This is a genomic window from Promicromonospora vindobonensis (assembly GCF_042685865.1).
In the GTDB taxonomy this organism is placed as follows: Bacteria; Actinomycetota; Actinomycetes; order Actinomycetales; family Cellulomonadaceae; genus Promicromonospora; species Promicromonospora vindobonensis.
The window spans coordinates 1-19049 of sequence record NZ_JBHUOG010000002.1 but is presented as its reverse complement, the minus strand read 5'-3'; the positions used below and the strand labels follow the sequence as shown (position 1 = coordinate 19049).

The window sequence follows — 19049 nt, the reverse complement described above, 5'->3', positions numbered from 1 at the left end:
AGCTTCGACCAGGATGCTCCTGCTGCCGGCTTGCAGGCGATGTCTTGTGTCCCACCAGGAGGTGATGTCAGTACCTCTCTCAAAAGCAGAGGGTCACGGGCGTGCCGTACTTGGTTGCATAGCCCCAGGCTCCGTGAAAAGGCCTCACGATGAATCCGACCCCAAAAGCGATGGCAACCCGAGGATGCGCCCGCCCCACCATAGATCGACAGGTGCGTAGCGGCGCTGGAACTGCTTACGGACTTCCCGAAGTTTTTCCAGACGCCGTCGACAAGTCGCTGCAACCGAACAGTGGTCACTGCTGCGTCAGGCGAGTAGTTGCACTCGACTTCGCCGAAGAGACCCGACCGCCGTAGCCGTGGACTTAAAGGGCCTTGCTGACGTGCTCTCGGTGCAGGTCGGCCACCCGATCGGCGAGCTGTGGCCCCAGCGTCGCCACAAGCGGCCGCTCGGAGCGGGCGATCAGATGGACGTATGCGCCGGCGTCCGTCAAAGGTGCAGCCGTCTCCGCACCGACCAATCCCGCGCCGAGGATCGCCACCCGGGCTGACCCGGGGTGGGCAGTGTGAAGCAGGTGCAGGTCGACGCGCCGCCGGAGGCATTCGGGCCCGCGGCGGGGCCTTCGACCCGCTCCACACCCTGCGGCGGGTGGCCTGCTGTCTGGTCGGCGGAGAGCAGACCAGTGAGCACGCCCTTGGTGACCAGCGTGCGAATGATGCCACCTGCATCGGCGATCAGGGCCGCGGACAGGTGCGGCGCGTTGGCTCGCAGCTCTCGGAGCACGGCTTGGGCAGCCGCACCATGCCCCACTACGACGACGCCGAACGTGTTCATGCTCCGCCCCTTGCATAGGATACCCGGGCTGGGTATGTTCTCCGGGAACATACCCCCTAAGGGTATCTGTTGGAAGGGATGAACCATGAGCCAGACCACCACGACCTACGCGGTGACCGGTATGACGTGCGGTCACTGCGAGATGTCGGTGACCGAAGAGGTCACCCAGGTGCCCGGAGTGGACGGCGTGCAGGTCAGCGCCTCGACGGGCCGTCTCGACGTGACGAGCTCTGCCCCGGTAGATGACGCGGACGTGCTGGCCGCGGTCGCCGAGGCCGGCTACAGCGCACAGCGGGCCTGAGCACGCCGGCGCAACACACCTGACCCCGACCCCAGAACGAAGGGCTTCTCTCTCATGGCGCATGATCACGCGCACGACCACGGCATGCATGACCACGCCCACGCCCACGGCGATGCGCACGACGGCCCCGCGCCGGCGACCGCCTGCGGGCACGCCGCGGACACCAGCGGCCTGAGCGCCGAGGACGTCGCAGACTGCCCAGTCATGCCCGGCAGCTCGGTCATCAAGACCGACGCCGAGGCCGCGGGCCTGTTCCGCGACTACGACGGCGCCCGGTACTGGTTCTGCTGCGACGCGTGCGGGCCACTGTTCGACGCCGACCCCAAACGGTACGTCACCGCGGCCTGACCCCAGCGGTCGTGGGCGTCCGCCCGGCCGCCCACGACCGTTCCTCTTGCCCATCCACCCCACCCAGCGAAGGCTGACCACCATGAGCCAGGATCACCAGCACCACCACGGGCCGAACGGCGCCGGGACCCCCGGACGCGGCGAGCACTCTCACCACCCGGCGGCTCCGGCTGGTGACGAGCACGCGGGGCACACCGCGACCGACGAGCACAGCGACGACCACAGCGGCCATGGCAGCGCCGAGCCGGCGCACGACCGGCACGGCGGAGCCGACGAGCACGCCATGCACGCTGACGACCACGCCGGCCACAGCGGACACGGTGAGCACCCCGACCAGACGGGTCACGCGGACCACAGCGAACACGCCGGCCACACCGGTCATGGAGGCCACGCCGGGCACGGAGGGCACGGGGACCACGTGGGACAGTTCCGGCGCCTGTTCTGGATCATGCTCGTGCTGGCCGTGCCGGTCGTCGGGCTGTCCGGCATGTTCGTGATGATCCTCGGCTACGCGCTGCCGGACCTCCCGGGCCTGGCCTGGGTGTCGCCAGTGCTCGGCACGGTCATGTACGTGTGGGGCGGGCGGCCGTTCCTCACCGGTGCCGTATCGGAGCTCAAGGCCCGCAAGCCCGGGATGATGCTGCTGATCGGGCTGGCGATCACAGTCGCGTTCCTCGCGTCCTGGGGTGCGAGCCTGGGGTTGCTGGAGCATCAGCTCGACTTCTGGTGGGAGCTGGCGCTGCTGATCGTGATCATGCTGCTCGGCCACTGGATCGAGATGCGGTCCCTGGCCCAGACGACGTCGGCACTGGACTCTCTGGCCGCGCTGCTGCCCGACGAGGCCGAGCGCATCGAGGGCGACCAGGCCGTCACCGTGGCGCCGGCCGACCTACGGGTGGGCGACGTGGTGGTCGTGCGCCCGGGCGGTCGGGTACCCGCTGACGGCCAGGTCGTGCAGGGCTCGGCCAGCATGGACGAGTCCATGATCACCGGAGAGTCGCGCCCGGTACGTCGCGCCGAAGGAGACCCAGTAGTCGCGGGCACGGTGGCGACCGACTCTGGCATGCGTGTCCAGGTCACCGCCATCGGCCAAGACACCGCCCTGGCCGGTATCCAGCGCCTGGTCACCGACGCCCAGAACTCCAGCTCCCGCGCCCAGCGCCTGGCCGACACCGCCGCCGGATGGCTGTTCTGGTTCGCCCTGGGCGCCGCCGTGATCACCGCGCTGGTCTGGTCGCTCGCCGGAATGCCGGACGACGCCGTCGTCCGCACGATCACCGTGCTGGTCATCGCCTGCCCCCACGCGCTGGGCCTGGCGATCCCCCTGGTGGTGTCCATCGCGACCGAGCGTGCGGCGCGCGGCGGGGTGCTCGTTAAGGACCGGCTCGCTCTGGAGAGCATGCGCACCGTCACCTCCGTGCTGTTCGACAAGACCGGGACGCTCACCAAGGGTCAGCCGACGGTCACCGAGGTCCACCCCACCGGCGACAACGAGACCGGCACCGTCCTGGCGCTGGCCGCTGCTGCCGAGTCCGACTCCGAGCACCCTCTGGCGCGCGCGATCGTGCAGGCGGCACGCTCCCGCAGCCTGCAGATCCCCGGTGCCGCCGACTTCACCTCGTCCCCTGCCGTAGGCGTCAGCGCCATGGTCGACGGCCGTCAGGTCGCCGTGGGCGGTCCCTACCTGCTCGAGCAGCACGGCACCGGTGAGCTCGACGTCGCCGACCGGTGGCGTACGGACGGCGCGATCATCCTGCACGTGCTGGTCGACGGTCAGGTCGCCGGTGCGCTCAAGCTCGCCGACGAGATCCGTCCTGAGTCGCGGGAAGCCGTCGACGCCCTGCACGCCCAGGGTGTCCAGGTCGTCATGATCACGGGTGACGCCGAGGCCGTGGCCAAGACCGTCGCCGACGAGCTCGGCATCGACAGGTACTTCGCCGGTGTGCGACCCGAGGACAAGTCGGCCAAGGTCCGCCAGCTGCAGGACGAGGGACGCAAGGTCGCGATGGTCGGCGACGGCGTCAACGACGCCCCTGCGCTCGCTCAGGCCGACGTCGGGATCGCGATCGGCGCCGGTACTGACGTCGCGATCGCGTCCGCCGGAGTGATCCTGGCGAGCGATGACCCACGTTCGGTGCTCTCGGTGATCGAGCTGTCCCGTGCGAGCTACCGCAAGATGAAGCAGAACCTGTGGTGGGCGGCCGGGTACAACCTCATCTCCGTGCCGCTGGCTGCGGGTGTGCTCGCTCCGATCGGGTTCGTCCTGCCGATGTCCATCGGCGCGATCCTGATGTCGCTGTCCACGATCGTCGTGGCGGCGAACGCCCAGCTCCTGCGCCGGCTGGATCTGCGGCCCGAGATCAGCGCCCGTACGATCCGCGACCGTGGCACGGTCACCCCGCAGGATCGCGAGCGCGTCGATAGCCTCAAGTGACGAGTGCGATCGTGACCATCCAGAGCTGGCGCCCCGTGGTCCGTCAGACGCGGACGCTCGCTCACGACCAGGCGTAGGCAGGTGGTTTCCGTGCGGCACCCGCCGTGGACTACTCTCCGTGACGTGCGCGTGATCTCGCTCCTCCGCTCGGCCGTCGCCGAGCCCGGGCGACGCCTGAACGGCGCTCTGATGATCCTCACGGTCATCATCGGCGTGGTCACCATGCACCAGATGAGCGGGTCCCCGGCCTCGCACGGTTACGGGCCGCACGACGCCTCCGTCGTCGCCACGCAGAGCGCCGTCGTCGATGGCCTGCCGCCGACGGTGACGCCGACCGCCCCGGTCACGACGGAACCCCACGGGCACGCGGGCGACTGCTGTGACGGGTGCGGCGGGCACGACGCCGCCATGGCGATGTGCCTCATGATCCTCGTCGCACTGCTGGCTCTCGTCGTACCCGTACGGCGTCTCCTGTGGCGGGCCCTGCCCGCGTGGTCTGTACCCCTGGCGCAGGTGGTGACCGACCTGCGTGCGGTTGCCGCACCTTCCTTGCACGAGCTCTGCATCTCCCGGACGTAGACCCGGCGTCGGCGCGCACCGCGCCGACCCCCACCAGCGCGACCACGCCCCGCGTGACGCGCCGATGAGTGCTACCCCGAAGATCGAGACGAACCAGAGGAAGATTTTGATGAAGCGCACCCTGATGTCCGCCGTTGTCCTGGCCGGCGCCCTCGCCCTGGCCGGCTGCTCAGGCTCGCAGGAGCCCGCGGACCACGACATGTCCACCATGGCCGGCTCGGAGTCCGGCGACGGAGCGGCCCACAACGAGGCGGACATGATGTTCGCGCAGATGATGATCCCGCACCACGAGCAGGCGGTCGAGATGGCGGACGTCGTCCTGGCGAAGAACGGGACGAACCCCGAGATCGCGGCGCTGGCCACCCAGATCAAGGCGGCGCAGGCCCCCGAGATCGAGCAGCTCGGCCAGTGGCTCGACTCGTGGGGCGCCGAGCGCACCGCGCAGGAGCACGACGGCCACGACGCGATGAGCGGCATGATGACCGAAGAGGACATGCAGGCACTGGAGGCGGCCACGCCCCCCGAGAGCGACCAGCTGTTCCTGGAGCAGATGATCGCGCACCACGAGGGCGCCGTCGAGATGGCGCAGACCGAGATCGAGGACGGCAGCGACCCGGCCGCCGTCGAGATGGCGCAGACCATCGTCGACACGCAGACCGCCGAGATCGGGACGATGGAGGACCTGCTCGCGTCCATGTGACCGACGTCCAGGTGACCGATGGGTGGTGCGCCGGCGACGAGCCGGCGCACCACCCGCTCGTGAGGAGTCCTTCATGTTCCGACCCTCCAGGGTCATGCACGCCTCGGCCCGGCTGGTCGTCGGCCTGCTGGCGGCGTTCGTGCTCGCGACGTGGTGCGCCCCGTTCGCCTCCGCCCACACCAAGATCGAGTCGACGGCGCCCGCCGCCGGCTCGACCTCCGACGTCCCCGTCGACGAGGTCGCGCTGAGGTTCACACTCCCGGTGACGCCGCTCGGCGACGGGATAGTCGTCGACGGACCCGCCGGCACGGTCGCGGCTGAGGTCGCCTCGGCCGAGGGCGGCCTCGTCCTCGTGGCGACACCGGGCGAACCGCTGGCTGCCGGCGACTACACGGTGTCCTGGACGGCCGCCGCCCAGGACGGCCACCCGCTGGAGGGCACCTTTGGCTTCACCGTCGCCGGAGCGGGCCCCGCCCCGAGTGGGTCCGCCGCTCCCGAGGAGCAGCCCGAGGACACCGGCGGGGAACACACCGACGGCCCGCACGGCGCCCACGACATGGGCAACATGGACGGGATGGACCACGACGCCATGGCGATGGACAGCCCGGCGAGCAACGCCGCCCAGGCTGTGGCGCGGCTGGGCAGCGCCGTCGCCCTCTGGGGCGCGCTGGTCGCCGCCGGCGCCCTGGCGTTCGCCGGTCTCGTGCTGCGTGCGGAGGACCGGGAGGACGTCCCCGTCGTACTCCGGGTGGTCCGCGGGTCGGGCCTGCTGATCCTGGGCGGTCTCGTCATCCACGTCGCCGCCGGTTCCGTACACCTGGCGCACGGCGACCTCGCCGCCGCAGTCTCGCCCTCCGCGATCGCGGACTCGCTCACCGATACCACCCGCTGGGCACTAGGCCTGCAGGCGGTCGGCGCGGTGTCGATCACGGTCGGGGCACGGCGCACCGTGCCAGGCTCGTGGCTCGCGATCCTCGGCGGCGTGCTCGTGGGCGCCGGGCACGTGCTCGGCGGCCACAGCAACACCGCCGAGCCGCGCTGGCTGGTCATGAGCGCCGACGTCGCGCACCTCGCGGCCGCCGCCACGTGGGTGGGCGGCGTCGTCGCGATGTGGATGTTGCTGCGCCGCCGCAGCCGTGACGGACGGGCCCTCGATGCCGCGCTGATCGGCGCCCGGTTCTCCGTCGTGGCGGCCGTGGCCGTCGCCGTGGTGGGCGCCGCCGGGGTGGTGCTGGCGGTCGAGATCGTCGACCGTCCGGCGCAGCTCTGGGAGAGCACCTGGGGGCTCCTCCTGCTCGCCAAGGTCGGTGTCGTCGTGGTGGTCGGGGCGATCGGTGCGTACAGCCACTTCCGGGTGGTGCCTCGCCTCGAGTCCAGGCGGTTCCGGCAGCGCAGCGCCCGCAAGGCGGGCAACCTGCTGCGCCGCAGCGCCACTCGCGAGACCTCGCTGATGGTGGTGATCGTGCTGATCACGGCCTGGCTTGTCGCAGCGTCCGTCACAGACTGACTTCAGCGCGGCGCATCAGTCCGGGCACCCTCCCGGGCGACCAGCAGATAGATCGCCGCGCTGAGGAGGGCGAGCGCGCCGACACCGGGGAACATGACCGCGCCGTTCCAGGTGGACAGCAGCACGCCGAGGAGCGGGGCCCACCGCGTACCCGGCGTTGGTGGCCAGGTACTGGTAGGAGAATCAGCGGACCGGTCGTCGCCCCTGACCGCGAGCCTGCTGCAGGCCCTGACCGCCCACCAGACCCGTCACGTGCTCGTGACCGACCTCGCCGGCGGGCGGCTTTCTACGCTGGTCAAGGCCGCCGTCGCTGCGCTCGGCGCGCTGCTGGCCCGCGGTAGCTGACTCAGGTGCCGGCCAGGACGCCCAGCTCGGTCAGCAGGGCCAGGACGCGGCGCTCGATCTCGTCGCGCACCGGCCGTACTCCCTCGGGTGTCCATCCCGCGGGGTCGGGCAGGGTCCACTCCTCGTAGCGCTTGCCGGGCAGGACCGGGCAGGCGTCCCCGCAGCCCATCGAGATCACCACGTCCGCGGCGCGAACGACCTCGTCCGTCCAGGGCTTGGGGAACTCCCCGGTGATGTCGATCCCGCGCTCGGCCATCACCTGGACCGCGACCGGACTGATCGTCTCGCCCGGTTCGGAACCACCTGACCAGCCCACCGCCTGGTCACCGGCGTGGTGCTGGAAGAAGCCAAGGGCCATCTGCGAGCGGCCCGCGTTGTGCACGCACAGGAACAGCACCGTCGGTGCCCCGGTGACATGAAGCCCGTCGACCCGGGCCAGGGCGCTCAGCCGCTGCCGCGCGAACTTCTCCGTCAGCACCGGCAAGAAGTTGGGCACCGTTGCCCCGGCAGCCAGCTCGGTATAGGAGGAGTGCAGGAAGCGGTCGATCGTCTCCTGCCCAAACGTGCCGTCGAACTCCCGCGCCAGGCGAGCGGCCGCTGAACCCAACGGCCCCTCCTGATCGATCGTGACCACGGCGTGGCCCCGGTCATTGCCATCGCCCTGCCTGTGGTGCTGGCTGGGGTTCTGGTTGTCGCTCTGCGGTGACATCGTCGTCATGCCTTCGTCCAGTGGCGCTGCTTCATCGGGTGGCACTGCTTCATCGAGCTGGTTCAACGGGTGGCGGTGAGCTGGGGTGCCAGGGTGTGGATGCGGGTGGCGAGGTCCTCGAACGCCGCGTCGAACGCTGCCTTCGACCCGTCGCGGACCGGGTCGGGCACCGACCAGTGCAACCGGCCCGCGTCGCCGAGCTCCTCGTGCGCGGTGTCGCAGACCGTCACCACGAAGTCGTCCACGTGGAGCACGTCGTCCAGGGCGCGTGGGGCACGGACCTGCAAGGTCAGGCCGTGCCGACTCGCGGTCGCCATCGCACCCGGCTCGATCGCCTCGGCCGGATGCGTGCCCGCGGAGGCGACCGGGATGTCACTGGTGTCGTGCCACAGGGCTGCGGCCAGCTGCGAGCGGGCGGAGTTGCCGGTGCAGACGAACACCACCCGCCGGACCGCCAGCGCTGAGAACGGGACCAGGCCGTCGAACGCGCCCGGCGCGAGGTGCAGGTAGGTGCGGCGTCGGTCCGCCTCGGACCGGGTGCGCACGATCAGCCCCACCTGCTGAAGCTGGTTGAGGTGATGGGCCAGCAGGCTGGAGGAGATCCCCAGCTGGCCCTGCACCTCCACGGGGGCGACGTCACCCAGGGTGAGCAGGTCCACGATCCGCAGCCGCACCGGATCGGCCAGCGCCGCGTACCGCGCCGCCCGCCCTGTCAGATCATTTCCCTCAATGTTCATTACCTCAATCTTGACTGAGTGATCCTCGGCCCGTCAAGATGATGCTGCGATGAACACCACTCCCGAACCCGCCCCGCTCTGGCGGCGGGCCAGCGCAGAACTCGTCGGCACGGGCCTGCTCGTGACCGTCGTGGTCGGCTCCGGTATCGCCGCCCAACGGCTCTCCCCGGACGACGTCGGACTCCAGCTCCTGGAGAACAGCCTTGCCACCGCGCTCGGCCTGACGATCCTGATCCTGGTTTTCCAGAGCGTCTCGGGTGCGCACTTCAACCCCGTCGTCACCCTCGCTGACCGCGTCCTGGGCGCGCGGGTGCGCGGGGCGGAGATCGCCGTGTACGTCACTGCGCAGATCGTGGGCGCCGTCGGCGGCGCGGTCCTGGCGGGCCTCATGTTCGAGACCCCGACCGCGCTGTCCGCCACCGACCGTGCCGCCCCCGGGCATCTGCTCGGGGAGGTCGTGGCCACCGCCGGGCTGGTCCTGGTGATCTTCGCCCTGGTCCGCACTGGCCGTATTGCCCTGGTCGCCCCGGCCGTGGGCGCTTACATCGGCGCGGCCTACTGGTTCACGTCCTCGACCTCGTTCGCCAACCCCGCGGTCACGATCGGCCGCATCTTCACCGACACCTTCGCCGGCATCGCCCCGGCCTCCACGCCCTGGTACCTGGCCGCCCAGCTCCTGGGCGGCGCTCTCGGTGTCGGGCTGGTCCTGCTGTTCTTCCCGCACCGACTTCCGCATCGAGAGGCATCCGCATGACCCACCTGATCGCGATCGGCGGCTCCGACGCCGGCATCTCCGCCGCACTGCGTGCCCGCGAGCTCGACCCGACCACCGACGTCAGCGTCGTCGTGGCCGACCAGTACCCGAACTTCTCCATCTGCGGCATCCCGTACTACTTCACCGGCGAGGTCGCCCCCTGGCAGTCCCTGGCCCACCGCACCACGGCTGACCTCGAAGCCACGGGCATGACCTTGCGCCTGAACACCCTCGCCACCGGCATCGATGTTCCCGGGCAGCGACTGACGGTGCGTACCCCGGACGGCACGAGCCAGGACCTGGCCTACGACGAGCTGATCGTCGGCACCGGCGCCATCCCGTCCTACGCCGGCATCACCGGCCTGGACGACCTCACGCCGGCCGACGGGGTGCACGTCATCCACTCCATGGGCGACACCTTCGCCCTGGACCAGGACCTCACCCAGCGCCAGCCCGCCTCCGCGATCATCGTCGGTGCCGGCTACGTCGGCCTGGAGATGGCCGAGGCCTTCACCGCCCGCGGCATGCGCGTCACCCAGCTCCAGCGCGGCCCCGAGGTGCTGTCCACCCTGGACCCCGAGCTCGGCGCACTGGTCCACGACGAGCTCACCACCCACGGCGTGGACGTCATCACGAACACCACCGTCAGCGGCATCCAGAAGACCCCGGCCGGGCTCACCGTCACCGGTGTCCAGCACGGCGAGCCGTTCGTGCAGAGCGCCGACCTCGTGCTCGTCGTGGTCGGGGTGCGCCCCAACACCGCGCTCCTGGAGAACGCCGGCGCCAGCCTCGGCGCCGGGGGAGCAGTCGTGGTCGACGAGCACATGCACACCGGCCTGCCACATGTCTGGGCCGCCGGCGACGGCATCATCACCCACCACCGCCTCCTCGGCCCGACCTACCTCCCGCTGGGCACCACCGCCCACAAGCAAGGCCGCATCGCCGGAGAGAACGCCCTGGGCGGCGACCGGAAGTTCGCCGGGTCCGTAGGCACCCAGGTCGTCAAGGTCTTCGACCTCGTCGCCGCGCGCACCGGACTGCGCGACCACGAAGCCACCGCCGCCGGATACACGCCCTCGACCGTCACGGCCGCCGCCGACGACCACAAGCGGTACTACCCCGGAGCTCACCCCATCCACTTCCGCATCACCGGCGACACCCGCGACGGGCGCCTCCTGGGCGCCCAGCTCGTCGGGAAACGTGGGACCGAGGTCGCCAAGCGCGTCGACACCTTCGCCACCGCCCTGCACACCGGCCTGACCATCGACCAGATCAGCGACCTCGACCTCTCCTACACCCCGCCGCTCGGGTCCCCGTGGGACGCCGTCCAGGTCGCCGCTCAAACATGGCAAACCACTCAACGGCTCACGCCAGCAACCGCATAACCCCCCCAGCACTCATCGACGGCGGGCGGGGTCTGGCAGTGACACTCAGCGTGGCCTGGTTACGGTGACCGGGTGGGGACAAAGCAAGCGAAGCGGTTCATGGCCGTCGTGCGGATCGACGAGCGCGGGCGCACCCATGTGCCGGTTCCGTTCGAGCCGGACGATGCCTGGGGCGCCAAGCCGCGCCATCACGTCACCGGGACCTTGAACGGGCTGGGGTTGCGCGGCGTGCTCGACCGGTCAGCGCACGGCTACGTGCTCGTCCTGGGGCCGGCGTGGTGCCGGGACGTACGGCTCACTACCGGCGACCGGGTCGAGGCAGTCCTCGTCCCCGAGGGGCCACAACGCGCTGATCTGCCGACGGACATCGCGGTTGCCCTGGACGCGGCGCCGGATGCCGGTGCCTTCTTCGACTCGCTCGCCCAGTTCTACCGCAATGCCTACCTGCGCTGGATCGAGGCGACCAAACGCCGCCCCGAGCAGCGCCCGGTGCGGATCGCCGAGGTCGTCCGCCTGCTCCAGGACGGCCAGAAGGAACGTCCGAAAAGCTGAGCTCGCAGAGATCGGCGCCCCTGTCCGGGTCGTCTTGCCCAGGCTCACGCGCGGAGCGCGCCCAGGACCTGTGCTCGGGTAGGCAGGTCAAGCCGGCAGCAGGTGGCAGACATCACGGCTTGACCGGTAGCGACGTCCAGGCCTTCCACGACCAGGGTCGGGGACGGGTACTGGCCGGTCAGGACCTGCACGTCCAGGTCGATACCGGACTGGACCCGACACTCCTCGACCAGTGCCAACAAACGGTCGACCAGAGGGCAGCCCGGAACCTGCAGCACCTGAACCTGGCGCTGCGTCGAGGTGCTCGCATCGTCGATCATTGCCGTCCTCCGTTCAGATCGGGTGGTTCGAGCCGGTAGGTGCTCATGCAGGCCGTGGTGCGTACATGATGATCGCGACGCCGATCAGACAGATCAGGGCCCCGGTCACGTCCCACCGGTCGGGTCGGAACCCGTCGACGACCATGCCCCAGGCCAGCGACCCGGCGACGAACACGCCGCCGTAGGCGGCCAGGATCCGTCCGAAGTTCGCATCGGGCTGGAGGCTGGCGAACACGCCGTAGATTCCCAGCGCGATGACCCCGGTCCCGATCCAGACCCAGCCACGGTGCTCCCGGATGCCCTGCCAGACCAGCCAGGCGCCGCCGATCTCGAACACCGCCGCGCCGAGGAACAGTGCGATCGAGTACAGAACCGTCATCGGGCCGCCGCCCGAACCGGCATGGAGTCGTCGGGCAAGAGGTCTGCGAGCATCGCCGCGGCCTGCGGCGGTGCCGTGATGGTCAGGTCGAACGTGGGGCCGAACAGGTCGATGCGGAAGCGGTAGAACCCGCAGCAGTCCTGCTCGGCAGCGGCAAGCGCGGTAGCGCGCTCCAGCGCCGGCGTCGGCAGCGTCACTCGCACCCCGCCGTCGACATCGGTACGGGACCCGCCACCGATCAAGACCTGCCACGCGGCGACGCGTTCGGCGTAGTCACCGGCTCCCAGGGTGCACGCGATCGGGGTCGGCTCAGGCCCGACGGCGGGCAGCAGCCTGATCGGGTCCGTGATCGTGGCACTCTCCTGGTCGAGGAACGTGCATGCCGTCTCGCACGGGCCGTCCCGGTCGGGCAACGCGTCCAGGCGCTCGATCGCCGTCGCCAGTGTGGCCCGCAGTCCCTCCAGAGCGACAAGCCGCTCGGCGACCTGCCCGGCCCGCTGCGCCAGCAAGGGCCGGTACCTGGCTCGTACGCTGCGGCATGGTTCGGACTCCCATGCCGTCGCCAGCTCGCGAACCGCAGGTAGCGGCAGGTCCAGGTGCTTGGCCTGGGTGATGAACGCCAGCCGGTCTACGGCGTCCGGTCCGTACATCCGGTACCCGTTGCCTGCGCGATCCGCGGGGAGCAAACCCTCGGCCTCGTAGTACCGCAGCGTCGAAGCGGTCATCCCGCTGCGCCGCGACAGTTCACCGATCCGTATCCCGTCCATGCCCCGACCGTAAACCTTCAGGTCGACTCGAAGGTCAAGCGCCACATGGTCGTCGTCGATGAGCACCCCGTCGTGTGCTCGCCTCGCCATGTCTCGAAGTCTGTGAATTTGTTGCGCTCGGTCACCCATCGACGAACCTCGAGCGGAGGGGTCAGGTCGGTCCTCCGTGCTACATCAAGTGCTTCAACCTCGACATCCGTCGCTGCAATCTGCAATCGGCCAAGGGCACCGGTGAGTTGCCTGAGCTCAAGGGATAACCTCGCTATCGGTGACGCTAGCCACCCCGTGAGTTCAAGCCGGGACTGCCTGCAGAGTTCCTGAACTCACGGGGCTGCGGTCATCGCTCAGTGGGAATCGGCGGGACGGCCCGGAGTCAGCGCAGCGGCCACCAGCGCCCCGCCGCCCGCGACGAACGCCATCACGACGAAGCCGTTCGTGAACCCGGTGAGGGTGTCTCCGACGAGACTGGCCGCCGCGACGCTGGACACGACCGCGGCCCCGATGGACGCTCCGAACTCGTGGAACGTGCTCACGAGGCCTGAGGCGACGCCGGCCTCGTGGGGGGCGACCTGACCGAGCGCAGTCGCAGATGCGACGACATAGAGCGCGCCGGTCCCGGCCCCCGCGATCGCGACGCCCACGGTCACGGCGACGGGCTGCGTCCAGAGTGCGGGCACGGCAAGTCCGATCGCCGCGACGAGCAGGCCAGTCACGGCCAGGGTGCGCGCGCCGAGGCGGGCGATGGCACGGCCGGTGAGGTTCGCGCCGAGCATCGTGGCCAGCGCGACCGGGAGGAACAGCAGGCCGGTCTGCAGTGCGCCGTAGCCGCGTGCGTGCTGGAAGTAGAACGTGCCCAGGAAGAACACGGCGATCATCAGGATCGTCGCCATCAGGATGAGGAAGGTGCCGGTCGCCACCGGGCGCCGCGCGAGCAGGGCGACATCCATGAGCGGTGAACGCGTAGTCCGCTGCCAGAGCACGAACACGATGTAGCCGGCGACGGCCAGCAGCACGAGCCACCCGGTGGTTGACGTCAGCCACCCGTCCTCTCCGGCGTTGATCAGCGCGTAGATCAGCGAGCCCGACGAAGCGGTGACCAGCAGCGCGCCGAGCACGTCGAGCCGGGCGCGCGGTACTGCCCCGCTCTGCTGGGGCAGCAGGACGGCGAGGCCGACAAGGATCACCAGGCCGATCGGGACGTTGACGTAGAAGACCCAAGGCCAGCCCGGTCCGGCGGTGAGCAGCCCGCCGACCAGGAGGCCGAGGGCCGCGCCGCCGCCGCCGAGCGCGGACCACACACCGAGGGCCTTGTTCCGCTCCTCGCCGTCGAACAGTGTCACGACCAGCGACAGCGCCGCCGGTGACAGCAGCGCCGCGCCGACGCCCTGGGCGATGCGACCGCCCAGCAGCAGGACGGTGGAGTCAGCCAGCCCAGTCAGCAGCGACGCGGCCGTGAAGATCAGCAGGCCGGCGAGCACCACCCGCTTCGCCCCGACCAGGTCGGCAAGCCGCCCGCCCAACAGCATCAGACCGCCGAACGTCAGCGTGTACGCGCTCACCATCCAGGTCAGTGCCGCCCGGCTCAGGCCCAGATCGGTCTCGATGTGCGGCAAGGCGATGGCTACGACCGTCACGTCGAGGATCAGCATGAGCTGCGCCACCCCGAGGAACCCCAGGATGCGCCACCGCAACGGATGCCCAGCATCCCGCTGTGGGGCTGCTGCGCTGGTCTTGTTCGTTGTCATCGCCGTCCTCCATGGACTAATTCGTATGTCGAAGTACGAGTTACAAGCGGCAGCATAACCCGTATATTCCCGTACGAGATAGGCTGGGTGGCATGAGCACCGATACCCGCCCGCGGAGGCGAGCCGACGCCGAGCGCAGCATCGCCCGCATCGTGTCCGCGGCACGCGTCAGCCTCAGCGAAGACCCGGACGCGACCATCGATGCCATCGCCACGGCAGCGGGCGTGGGCCGGATGACGCTCTACGGACACTTCAAGACCCGCGCGGATCTGGTGGAGGCGGCTCTCGTCGACGCGCTGCGGGCCGGAGAGGAGACGCTGTCCGCCGTCGATCTCGGCGGCGACGCACGCGACGCCCTGGACCGGTTGCTCGCGTCCAGCTGGGCGCTGGTCGCGGAGTCAGCGGCGCTGCTTGCCGCCGCCCAGGGCGTCCTGCCCGCCGGCCGCATCCGTGAGCTGCACGCGGGTCCGGGAGAACGCATCGAGGAACTCATCCGCCGTGGCCAGCACGAGGGCGCGTTCCGCACTGACCTTCCGATCGAGTGGCTGGTGAACGTCGTGCACTATGTCCTGCACGGCGCCGCCGAGGAGAACCGCGCCGGACGCATCAAGACCACAGACGTCGCCGACATCATCACCGCGACCGTGCGGTCGATCCTCGACCTCCACACGTAGGCCTGCAGGACAACACCGGCGCCGTCGTCGCGGCACTGTCCGCAACCGTGCCCCTGAAAGCCGCGCCGTCCACGATCGTGCTCGACCCCAGTCGCATGGTCGCCGCATACGTAATCGGCGAGGTCGACCGTTCGACCCTGGAGACCCTGATCAAGGACGCACTCGCCGAAGCTGGACCGGACAGCAGCAGGGTAGGGAGCCGTGCGGCGTCGTCAGGCGGCGTGCTCCGCACCGCCGGGGTGATGGCCGTGCCGCTCACCGCGTCGATGAGCGGACCCAACGGGAGAGGCGCTCACCGGTGTTCCTCGTCAGTCGAGCGCGTCGGGCCCCGCCTCGTCGTTGTCGGCCTGCCGCAGCTGCCGTTCGGCCTGGTGCTTCTTCTCAGCGATGTGCCGCAGGTTCTCCTCGAGCGCGGAAACCTCGCCGAGCCATTGCAGACGGTGGGCCTCCTCGAGCCGTTCGTGGGTGTTGCGTTCGATCTGGAGCAGGCGTGGCATCTGGGTAGGAGCCATGCGGAGCATCGGGCAGCGGACGCAGGCGTGTTCGTGCTGGCAGGGGGTTCCGTAGGGGCGTTCGCAGGTGCCGAGGGCGACTTTGCGGAGGCTGAAGTGGTCGCGGAACTCGTTCCACTCGGCGTCGCTGGGTTCGCGGTACTCCTCGCTCGGGCGGCGTTGCCGACGTTCGTCGACGAAGGCTCGGTAGCGGCTGATGACTTCTTCGGGGTAGACGGCGACGTAGCCCTGGGTGGTGTTCAGGTCCAGGTGGCCGAGTAGCTTCGCGGCGATGTGGATCGGCAGTCCGCCGTTGACGACCTCGGTGGAGAACACGCGGCGGAAGTCGTGCGGGGTGAACCGCAGCGGTGTTCCGTCGACGTCGCGCAGGTCGGCCCGCCCTGCGACCTTGCGCAGCAGCTTGCGGATGCGTTCGGTGGAGATGACCTGGCGCTGGTAGTTGACGACGTGCTGGAACAGGTGCGGCAGGGGCGGACCGAAGATCTGTTCGTGCTCGTCGAAACGCTGGACCAATGGGACGCGTCCCTCGTCGTCCTTGACCCGGCGGATGATCTTCGCCAGCACGGAGACGAGAACAGGGTCGGCGGGGATGACGCGTTCGGCGTCGGTCTTGGACGGGCTGATCTGCAGCAGGGGCACCATCTCGCCGGTGGGCGCCTGGTACTGGCGCAGGCCCACGTGCGTCAGCTCCAGGAGTTCCTCGACCCGGACTCCGGTGCGGCGCAGGACCTCGATCGTGGCCCAGGTCCAGAACGCGTCGGTGTCACGTTGCGCGACATCGAACCGGGGCCCGGGATCGTCGTCGAGGGCGACGGCATTGATCTTCCACGTGGTCTTGGTGCGCTGGTAGCGGCGCCCGTCGATGATGACCTCGGCCAACGGTTCCGTGTTCTGCATCGCGGCCAGGAGCTTGCCGGTGTGCTCGAGCTCAGCCTGGGCGGTGGCGACCAGGCGTGGCAGGACCGGGACCAGGGTGCGGGTGCGCGCCTGCATGCGCGCCTTCAGGAGGCGGAGTTCCTTGATCTTGCCTCGGGTATCGGCCTCGGTGATCGGGCTCGGAGCGGCCCACTGCGCCCAGCGGGCTGGGTCTTCCAGTGCCCACTGCTGCAGGTCGAGGTAGAGAGCCCGGACCACGAGGAGGATGAGGTGGGTGCCCTTGCGCGGGCTGCCGTCGGGCAGGACCCGCAACCGTTCCTTCCATCCCTGGATGGCTTCGTCGGACAGTCGTAGGGAGTTGATCCCGGGGTGGTGGCGCTCCAGGTCGCACCAGAACAGGCCGGCCAGGAGCTGGACCTGACTGCTCAGGGTGCTGTAGTCCAGGACCGTCGAGCGTTCCACGAGGTAGTGCACGAGCAGGTCACGAACCCCGGCATCGACGATCGGGTAGCGGTCGACGAGCTCGGCAACCGTCAGCTGCCCGCGGGCTATAGCCTGCCGCAGCGTCGGGGGCTGACCGACGAGCCCGCCGATCGCCTGCAGCGCCTCGTAGGCCAGGGGCAGGCCAATGCTAGGACGCCCCGAGGCAGCTCGCGCGGCCCGGTAGGTGTTGAAGTCGGCCGTATCGATGTCTCGCGGCGACTTACCGGTCACGATCGCGATGTGCGTCAGCACGGTCAACGCGTAGGCGGCGTAGCTGCCCGTGTCCGCGCGAGCGGTGTGCGGCTCGATCGCAGCGAAGACGGCGGGGTGATTGTGCTGGCGAAACTGGGCGTAGACCCCGAGCAGGCGGCTGGCGAAGAACCACGCGTACGTGGGCCGGATCGCGCGCAGCACGATCAGCATCCTGATGCCCGAGGTCAGCGAATGCCGAGCCTTTGGATGGACGTCCGGGAGCCACCGGTGACCGACCTGGTCGGAACCGCTGTACAGCCACCGCTCCTGCCAGTCCCCGCCGTCGAAGGTCTCCAGCCAGTGCAGGGCACGACTCAGCGCCAGGGAGTGCTCCGCACGTTGCCGGGAGGAGGACCCACCTTCCAGCAACCCCTCGGCCAGGCGAACCAGCTCTTGCCGCGTTGCTCCCTCCTGGCCCGGCAGCGCCGGGACGTAGGCTGGAACGGCTGGGGCGGTGAGCACGCCGGGCTCCCGCCGGCTGACCGGTGTCACGCGGGTCGTCTGCCCGTGCCGCCCGACCATCAGTGCTCCCCGAACACGTCGGACAGATCCTGCTCGTCGTAGGTCCACCCGGCGAGCGGACGCGGTTCGGGTCTCGGGCGGGTGTAGTGCTCGTGAACCCTGGCGATCACCTCGTCGACGCGAGGCCGCAGGTAGAGGCCCGTGGTCGTGATCTGCCGGTGTCGCAAGACCTGCTGGACGTCGACGAGGGTGACCTGCGGGTCCGCGATCAGCCGGAGCCCGAGAGTGTGCCGCAGGTCGTGCAATGTGACGTTCGCGCCGATCGACTCGTTGATGCGCCGCAGCACCGCGCGCACCGCGGTGTAGGTCAGCGGCCTGAGCGGGTTACGTCGGGTCCACCACAGGGGCTCGTCCGGCTCGGGCCGGTGCCCCTCACCTGTGAGCTCGCCGAGGTAGAGAGCGAGCCACGTGAACGCCTCCGGCGCCGCCGGGCACGCCTGCTTGATCCCACCCAGGCCCTTGGTCGCTACGTAGATGCGCCCCTCGCCCGGGTGAGCATCCCCGACGCTCATGCCCAGCAGCTCCGAGGCCCGGGCACCGCTGGACAGGTACATGCTGAACATGGCCCTGTCCCTGTTGCAGCCGAGCCGGGAGAACAGGTCGTCCAGGACGTCGTCGGGCACCGCACGCGGGGGCAGTTCTGGCTGCTTCTGCCGGTAGCTGCCCCGCTTGTGCGACGCGAACGGCTCCATCGGGTTGTGATGGGAGTAGACCCGCCCGCCACGACGAGACTGCGCCGGCACGGGCGAGACGATCGGCCCTCTGCCGGTCCGGACGTGGAAGGCGTAGAACGCCGCGACGACCGACAACGCATGGTTGATCGTGGCCGGCGCATATCCCGCAGACAGCGACGACTTCCCGGTCCGAGCGTTGATCGCCCCCGGCGCCGACGCACCAGGCCGCGACCGCTCCCTGGCCGGGTTGACGCTCGTGCGCAACCACAGCACGAAGTCACGGACCTCTGCGCGCTGTACCCGGTTCCACGGCACATCTACCGCGGCCAGAAACCGGAACCAGCGCAGCAGATCGTATGCGTACGACCGGCATGACGAGGTCCCGTTCCCACATGCGAGCAGCTCGCGCAGGAACTCGCTGACCGGCTCGATCGCCATACCTGCGCCGTCGCACACGACCCACGGCAGATCCGCCGCGCGGGTCGGCCGGACCGCGCCGCTGCGTGTCACGACGAGTTCCGCGACCGAACGGCTGCCGTCTTCCCCATCTACGTCCGGTGTCATTGCTGCTGCTCCTCAAGGTCGGGCCAGAGGGCATCAGCGTCGGTGCTGCCAGCGCGTGCTACCCGGACGACACGCCAGTAGTGCGGTCAACAAGAC

21 protein-coding genes are annotated in these 19049 nt (G+C 69.9%); 11 read left to right on the top strand and 10 right to left on the bottom strand.

What is annotated here, in order from left to right; all coding sequences use genetic code 11:
• Window positions 1-364: 364 nt before the first annotated feature.
• Both ACFS27_RS13335 and ACFS27_RS13330 read right to left on the bottom strand, forming a co-directional pair.
• On the bottom strand, window positions 365-541 hold the full coding sequence (locus ACFS27_RS13335) for an FAD-dependent oxidoreductase (RefSeq protein ID WP_377183514.1): 177 nt from the start codon (window positions 539-541) through the stop codon (window positions 365-367).
• Window positions 490-834, bottom strand: coding sequence for a hypothetical protein (locus ACFS27_RS13330; RefSeq protein ID WP_377183718.1), 345 nt, complete (start codon window positions 832-834; stop codon window positions 490-492). Before ACFS27_RS13330 ends, ACFS27_RS13335 begins: the two co-directional genes overlap by 52 nt.
• An 85-nt stretch (window positions 835-919) precedes the next feature.
• Between ACFS27_RS13330 and ACFS27_RS13325 the strand changes: the two genes are divergently transcribed.
• The 7 genes from ACFS27_RS13325 (at window position 920) to ACFS27_RS13295 (ending at window position 7048) form a co-directional block, all read left to right on the top strand.
• Window positions 920-1135, top strand: a complete 216-nt coding sequence (locus ACFS27_RS13325) for a heavy-metal-associated domain-containing protein (protein ID WP_377183516.1) — start codon at window positions 920-922, stop codon at window positions 1133-1135.
• Window positions 1136-1219: 84 nt separating this feature from the next.
• The gene (locus tag ACFS27_RS13320; RefSeq protein WP_377183518.1) at window positions 1220-1483 is read left to right on the top strand and encodes a YHS domain-containing protein; all 264 of its coding nucleotides are present in this window, start codon (window positions 1220-1222) and stop codon (window positions 1481-1483) included.
• Window positions 1484-1766: 283 nt separating this feature from the next.
• Window positions 1767-3917, top strand: coding sequence for a heavy metal translocating P-type ATPase (locus ACFS27_RS13315; protein WP_377183712.1), 2151 nt, complete (start codon window positions 1767-1769; stop codon window positions 3915-3917).
• 123 nt (window positions 3918-4040) lie between these two features.
• Window positions 4041-4496: a DUF6153 family protein gene (locus ACFS27_RS13310; protein WP_377183520.1), complete on the top strand. Its 456-nt coding sequence runs from the start codon at window positions 4041-4043 to the stop codon at window positions 4494-4496.
• 109 nt (window positions 4497-4605) lie between these two features.
• A complete protein-coding gene (locus ACFS27_RS13305; RefSeq protein WP_377183522.1) occupies window positions 4606-5196 on the top strand; it encodes a DUF305 domain-containing protein in 591 nt (196 codons plus the stop codon).
• Window positions 5197-5269: 73 nt separating this feature from the next.
• Entirely contained in the window at window positions 5270-6703 is a 1434-nt protein-coding gene (locus ACFS27_RS13300; protein ID WP_377183524.1) for a copper resistance CopC/CopD family protein, read from the top strand.
• A gap of 93 nt (window positions 6704-6796) precedes the next feature.
• A complete protein-coding gene (locus ACFS27_RS13295) occupies window positions 6797-7048 on the top strand; it encodes a hypothetical protein (RefSeq protein WP_377183526.1) in 252 nt (83 codons plus the stop codon).
• Between the two features lies 1 nt (window position 7049).
• Here the strand turns inward: ACFS27_RS13295 and ACFS27_RS13290 are convergent, their stop codons facing one another.
• Window positions 7050-7766, bottom strand: a complete 717-nt coding sequence (locus tag ACFS27_RS13290; RefSeq protein ID WP_377183528.1) for an arsenate reductase ArsC — start codon at window positions 7764-7766, stop codon at window positions 7050-7052.
• A 53-nt stretch (window positions 7767-7819) separates the two neighbouring features.
• Complete coding sequence (locus ACFS27_RS13285; RefSeq protein ID WP_377183530.1) at window positions 7820-8494, bottom strand: arsenate reductase/protein-tyrosine-phosphatase family protein; 675 nt, start codon at window positions 8492-8494, stop codon at window positions 7820-7822.
• Between the two features lie 49 nt (window positions 8495-8543).
• Here ACFS27_RS13285 and ACFS27_RS13280 point away from each other — a divergent pair, with 49 nt between their 5' ends.
• The 3 genes from ACFS27_RS13280 to ACFS27_RS13270 all read left to right on the top strand — a co-directional run bounded on the left by ACFS27_RS13280 (window position 8544) and on the right by ACFS27_RS13270 (window position 11185).
• Complete coding sequence (locus tag ACFS27_RS13280; RefSeq protein WP_377183532.1) at window positions 8544-9248, top strand: aquaporin; 705 nt, start codon at window positions 8544-8546, stop codon at window positions 9246-9248.
• Window positions 9245-10633, top strand: a complete 1389-nt coding sequence (locus ACFS27_RS13275; RefSeq protein ID WP_377183534.1) for an FAD-dependent oxidoreductase — start codon at window positions 9245-9247, stop codon at window positions 10631-10633. The genes ACFS27_RS13280 and ACFS27_RS13275 overlap by 4 nt, the downstream gene beginning before the upstream one ends.
• A 99-nt stretch (window positions 10634-10732) precedes the next feature.
• Entirely contained in the window at window positions 10733-11185 is a 453-nt protein-coding gene (locus tag ACFS27_RS13270; protein WP_377183536.1) for a YdeI/OmpD-associated family protein, read from the top strand.
• Window positions 11186-11229: 44 nt separating this feature from the next.
• Here ACFS27_RS13270 and ACFS27_RS13265 read toward each other — a convergent pair whose 3' ends face one another.
• From ACFS27_RS13265 to ACFS27_RS13250, 4 genes are all read right to left on the bottom strand, one after another.
• A complete protein-coding gene (locus tag ACFS27_RS13265; protein WP_377183538.1) occupies window positions 11230-11505 on the bottom strand; it encodes an alkylmercury lyase in 276 nt (91 codons plus the stop codon).
• A 43-nt stretch (window positions 11506-11548) separates the two neighbouring features.
• Window positions 11549-11884, bottom strand: coding sequence for a YnfA family protein (locus tag ACFS27_RS13260; protein WP_377183540.1), 336 nt, complete (start codon window positions 11882-11884; stop codon window positions 11549-11551).
• Window positions 11881-12651, bottom strand: coding sequence for a MerR family transcriptional regulator (locus ACFS27_RS13255; RefSeq protein WP_377183542.1), 771 nt, complete (start codon window positions 12649-12651; stop codon window positions 11881-11883). Before ACFS27_RS13255 ends, ACFS27_RS13260 begins: the two co-directional genes overlap by 4 nt.
• 344 nt (window positions 12652-12995) lie before the next feature.
• Complete coding sequence (locus ACFS27_RS13250) at window positions 12996-14396, bottom strand: MFS transporter (protein ID WP_377183544.1); 1401 nt, start codon at window positions 14394-14396, stop codon at window positions 12996-12998.
• A 92-nt stretch (window positions 14397-14488) separates the two neighbouring features.
• On the opposite strand from ACFS27_RS13250, the gene ACFS27_RS13245 reads away from it, so the two are divergent.
• Window positions 14489-15070 (top strand): TetR/AcrR family transcriptional regulator, encoded by a 582-nt coding sequence (locus tag ACFS27_RS13245; protein ID WP_377183546.1) that lies wholly within the window; start codon window positions 14489-14491, stop codon window positions 15068-15070.
• A gap of 308 nt (window positions 15071-15378) precedes the next feature.
• Here the strand turns inward: ACFS27_RS13245 and ACFS27_RS13240 are convergent, their stop codons facing one another.
• Window positions 15379-17715 carry a tyrosine-type recombinase/integrase gene (locus tag ACFS27_RS13240; RefSeq protein ID WP_377183548.1) on the bottom strand — a complete coding sequence of 779 codons (2337 nt, stop codon included), beginning with the start codon at window positions 17713-17715 and terminating at the stop codon, window positions 15379-15381.
• The gene (locus tag ACFS27_RS13235; RefSeq protein ID WP_377183550.1) at window positions 17715-18899 is read right to left on the bottom strand and encodes a tyrosine-type recombinase/integrase; all 1185 of its coding nucleotides are present in this window, start codon (window positions 18897-18899) and stop codon (window positions 17715-17717) included. The genes ACFS27_RS13240 and ACFS27_RS13235 overlap by 1 nt, the downstream gene beginning before the upstream one ends.
• Window positions 18900-19049 lie beyond the last annotated feature (150 nt).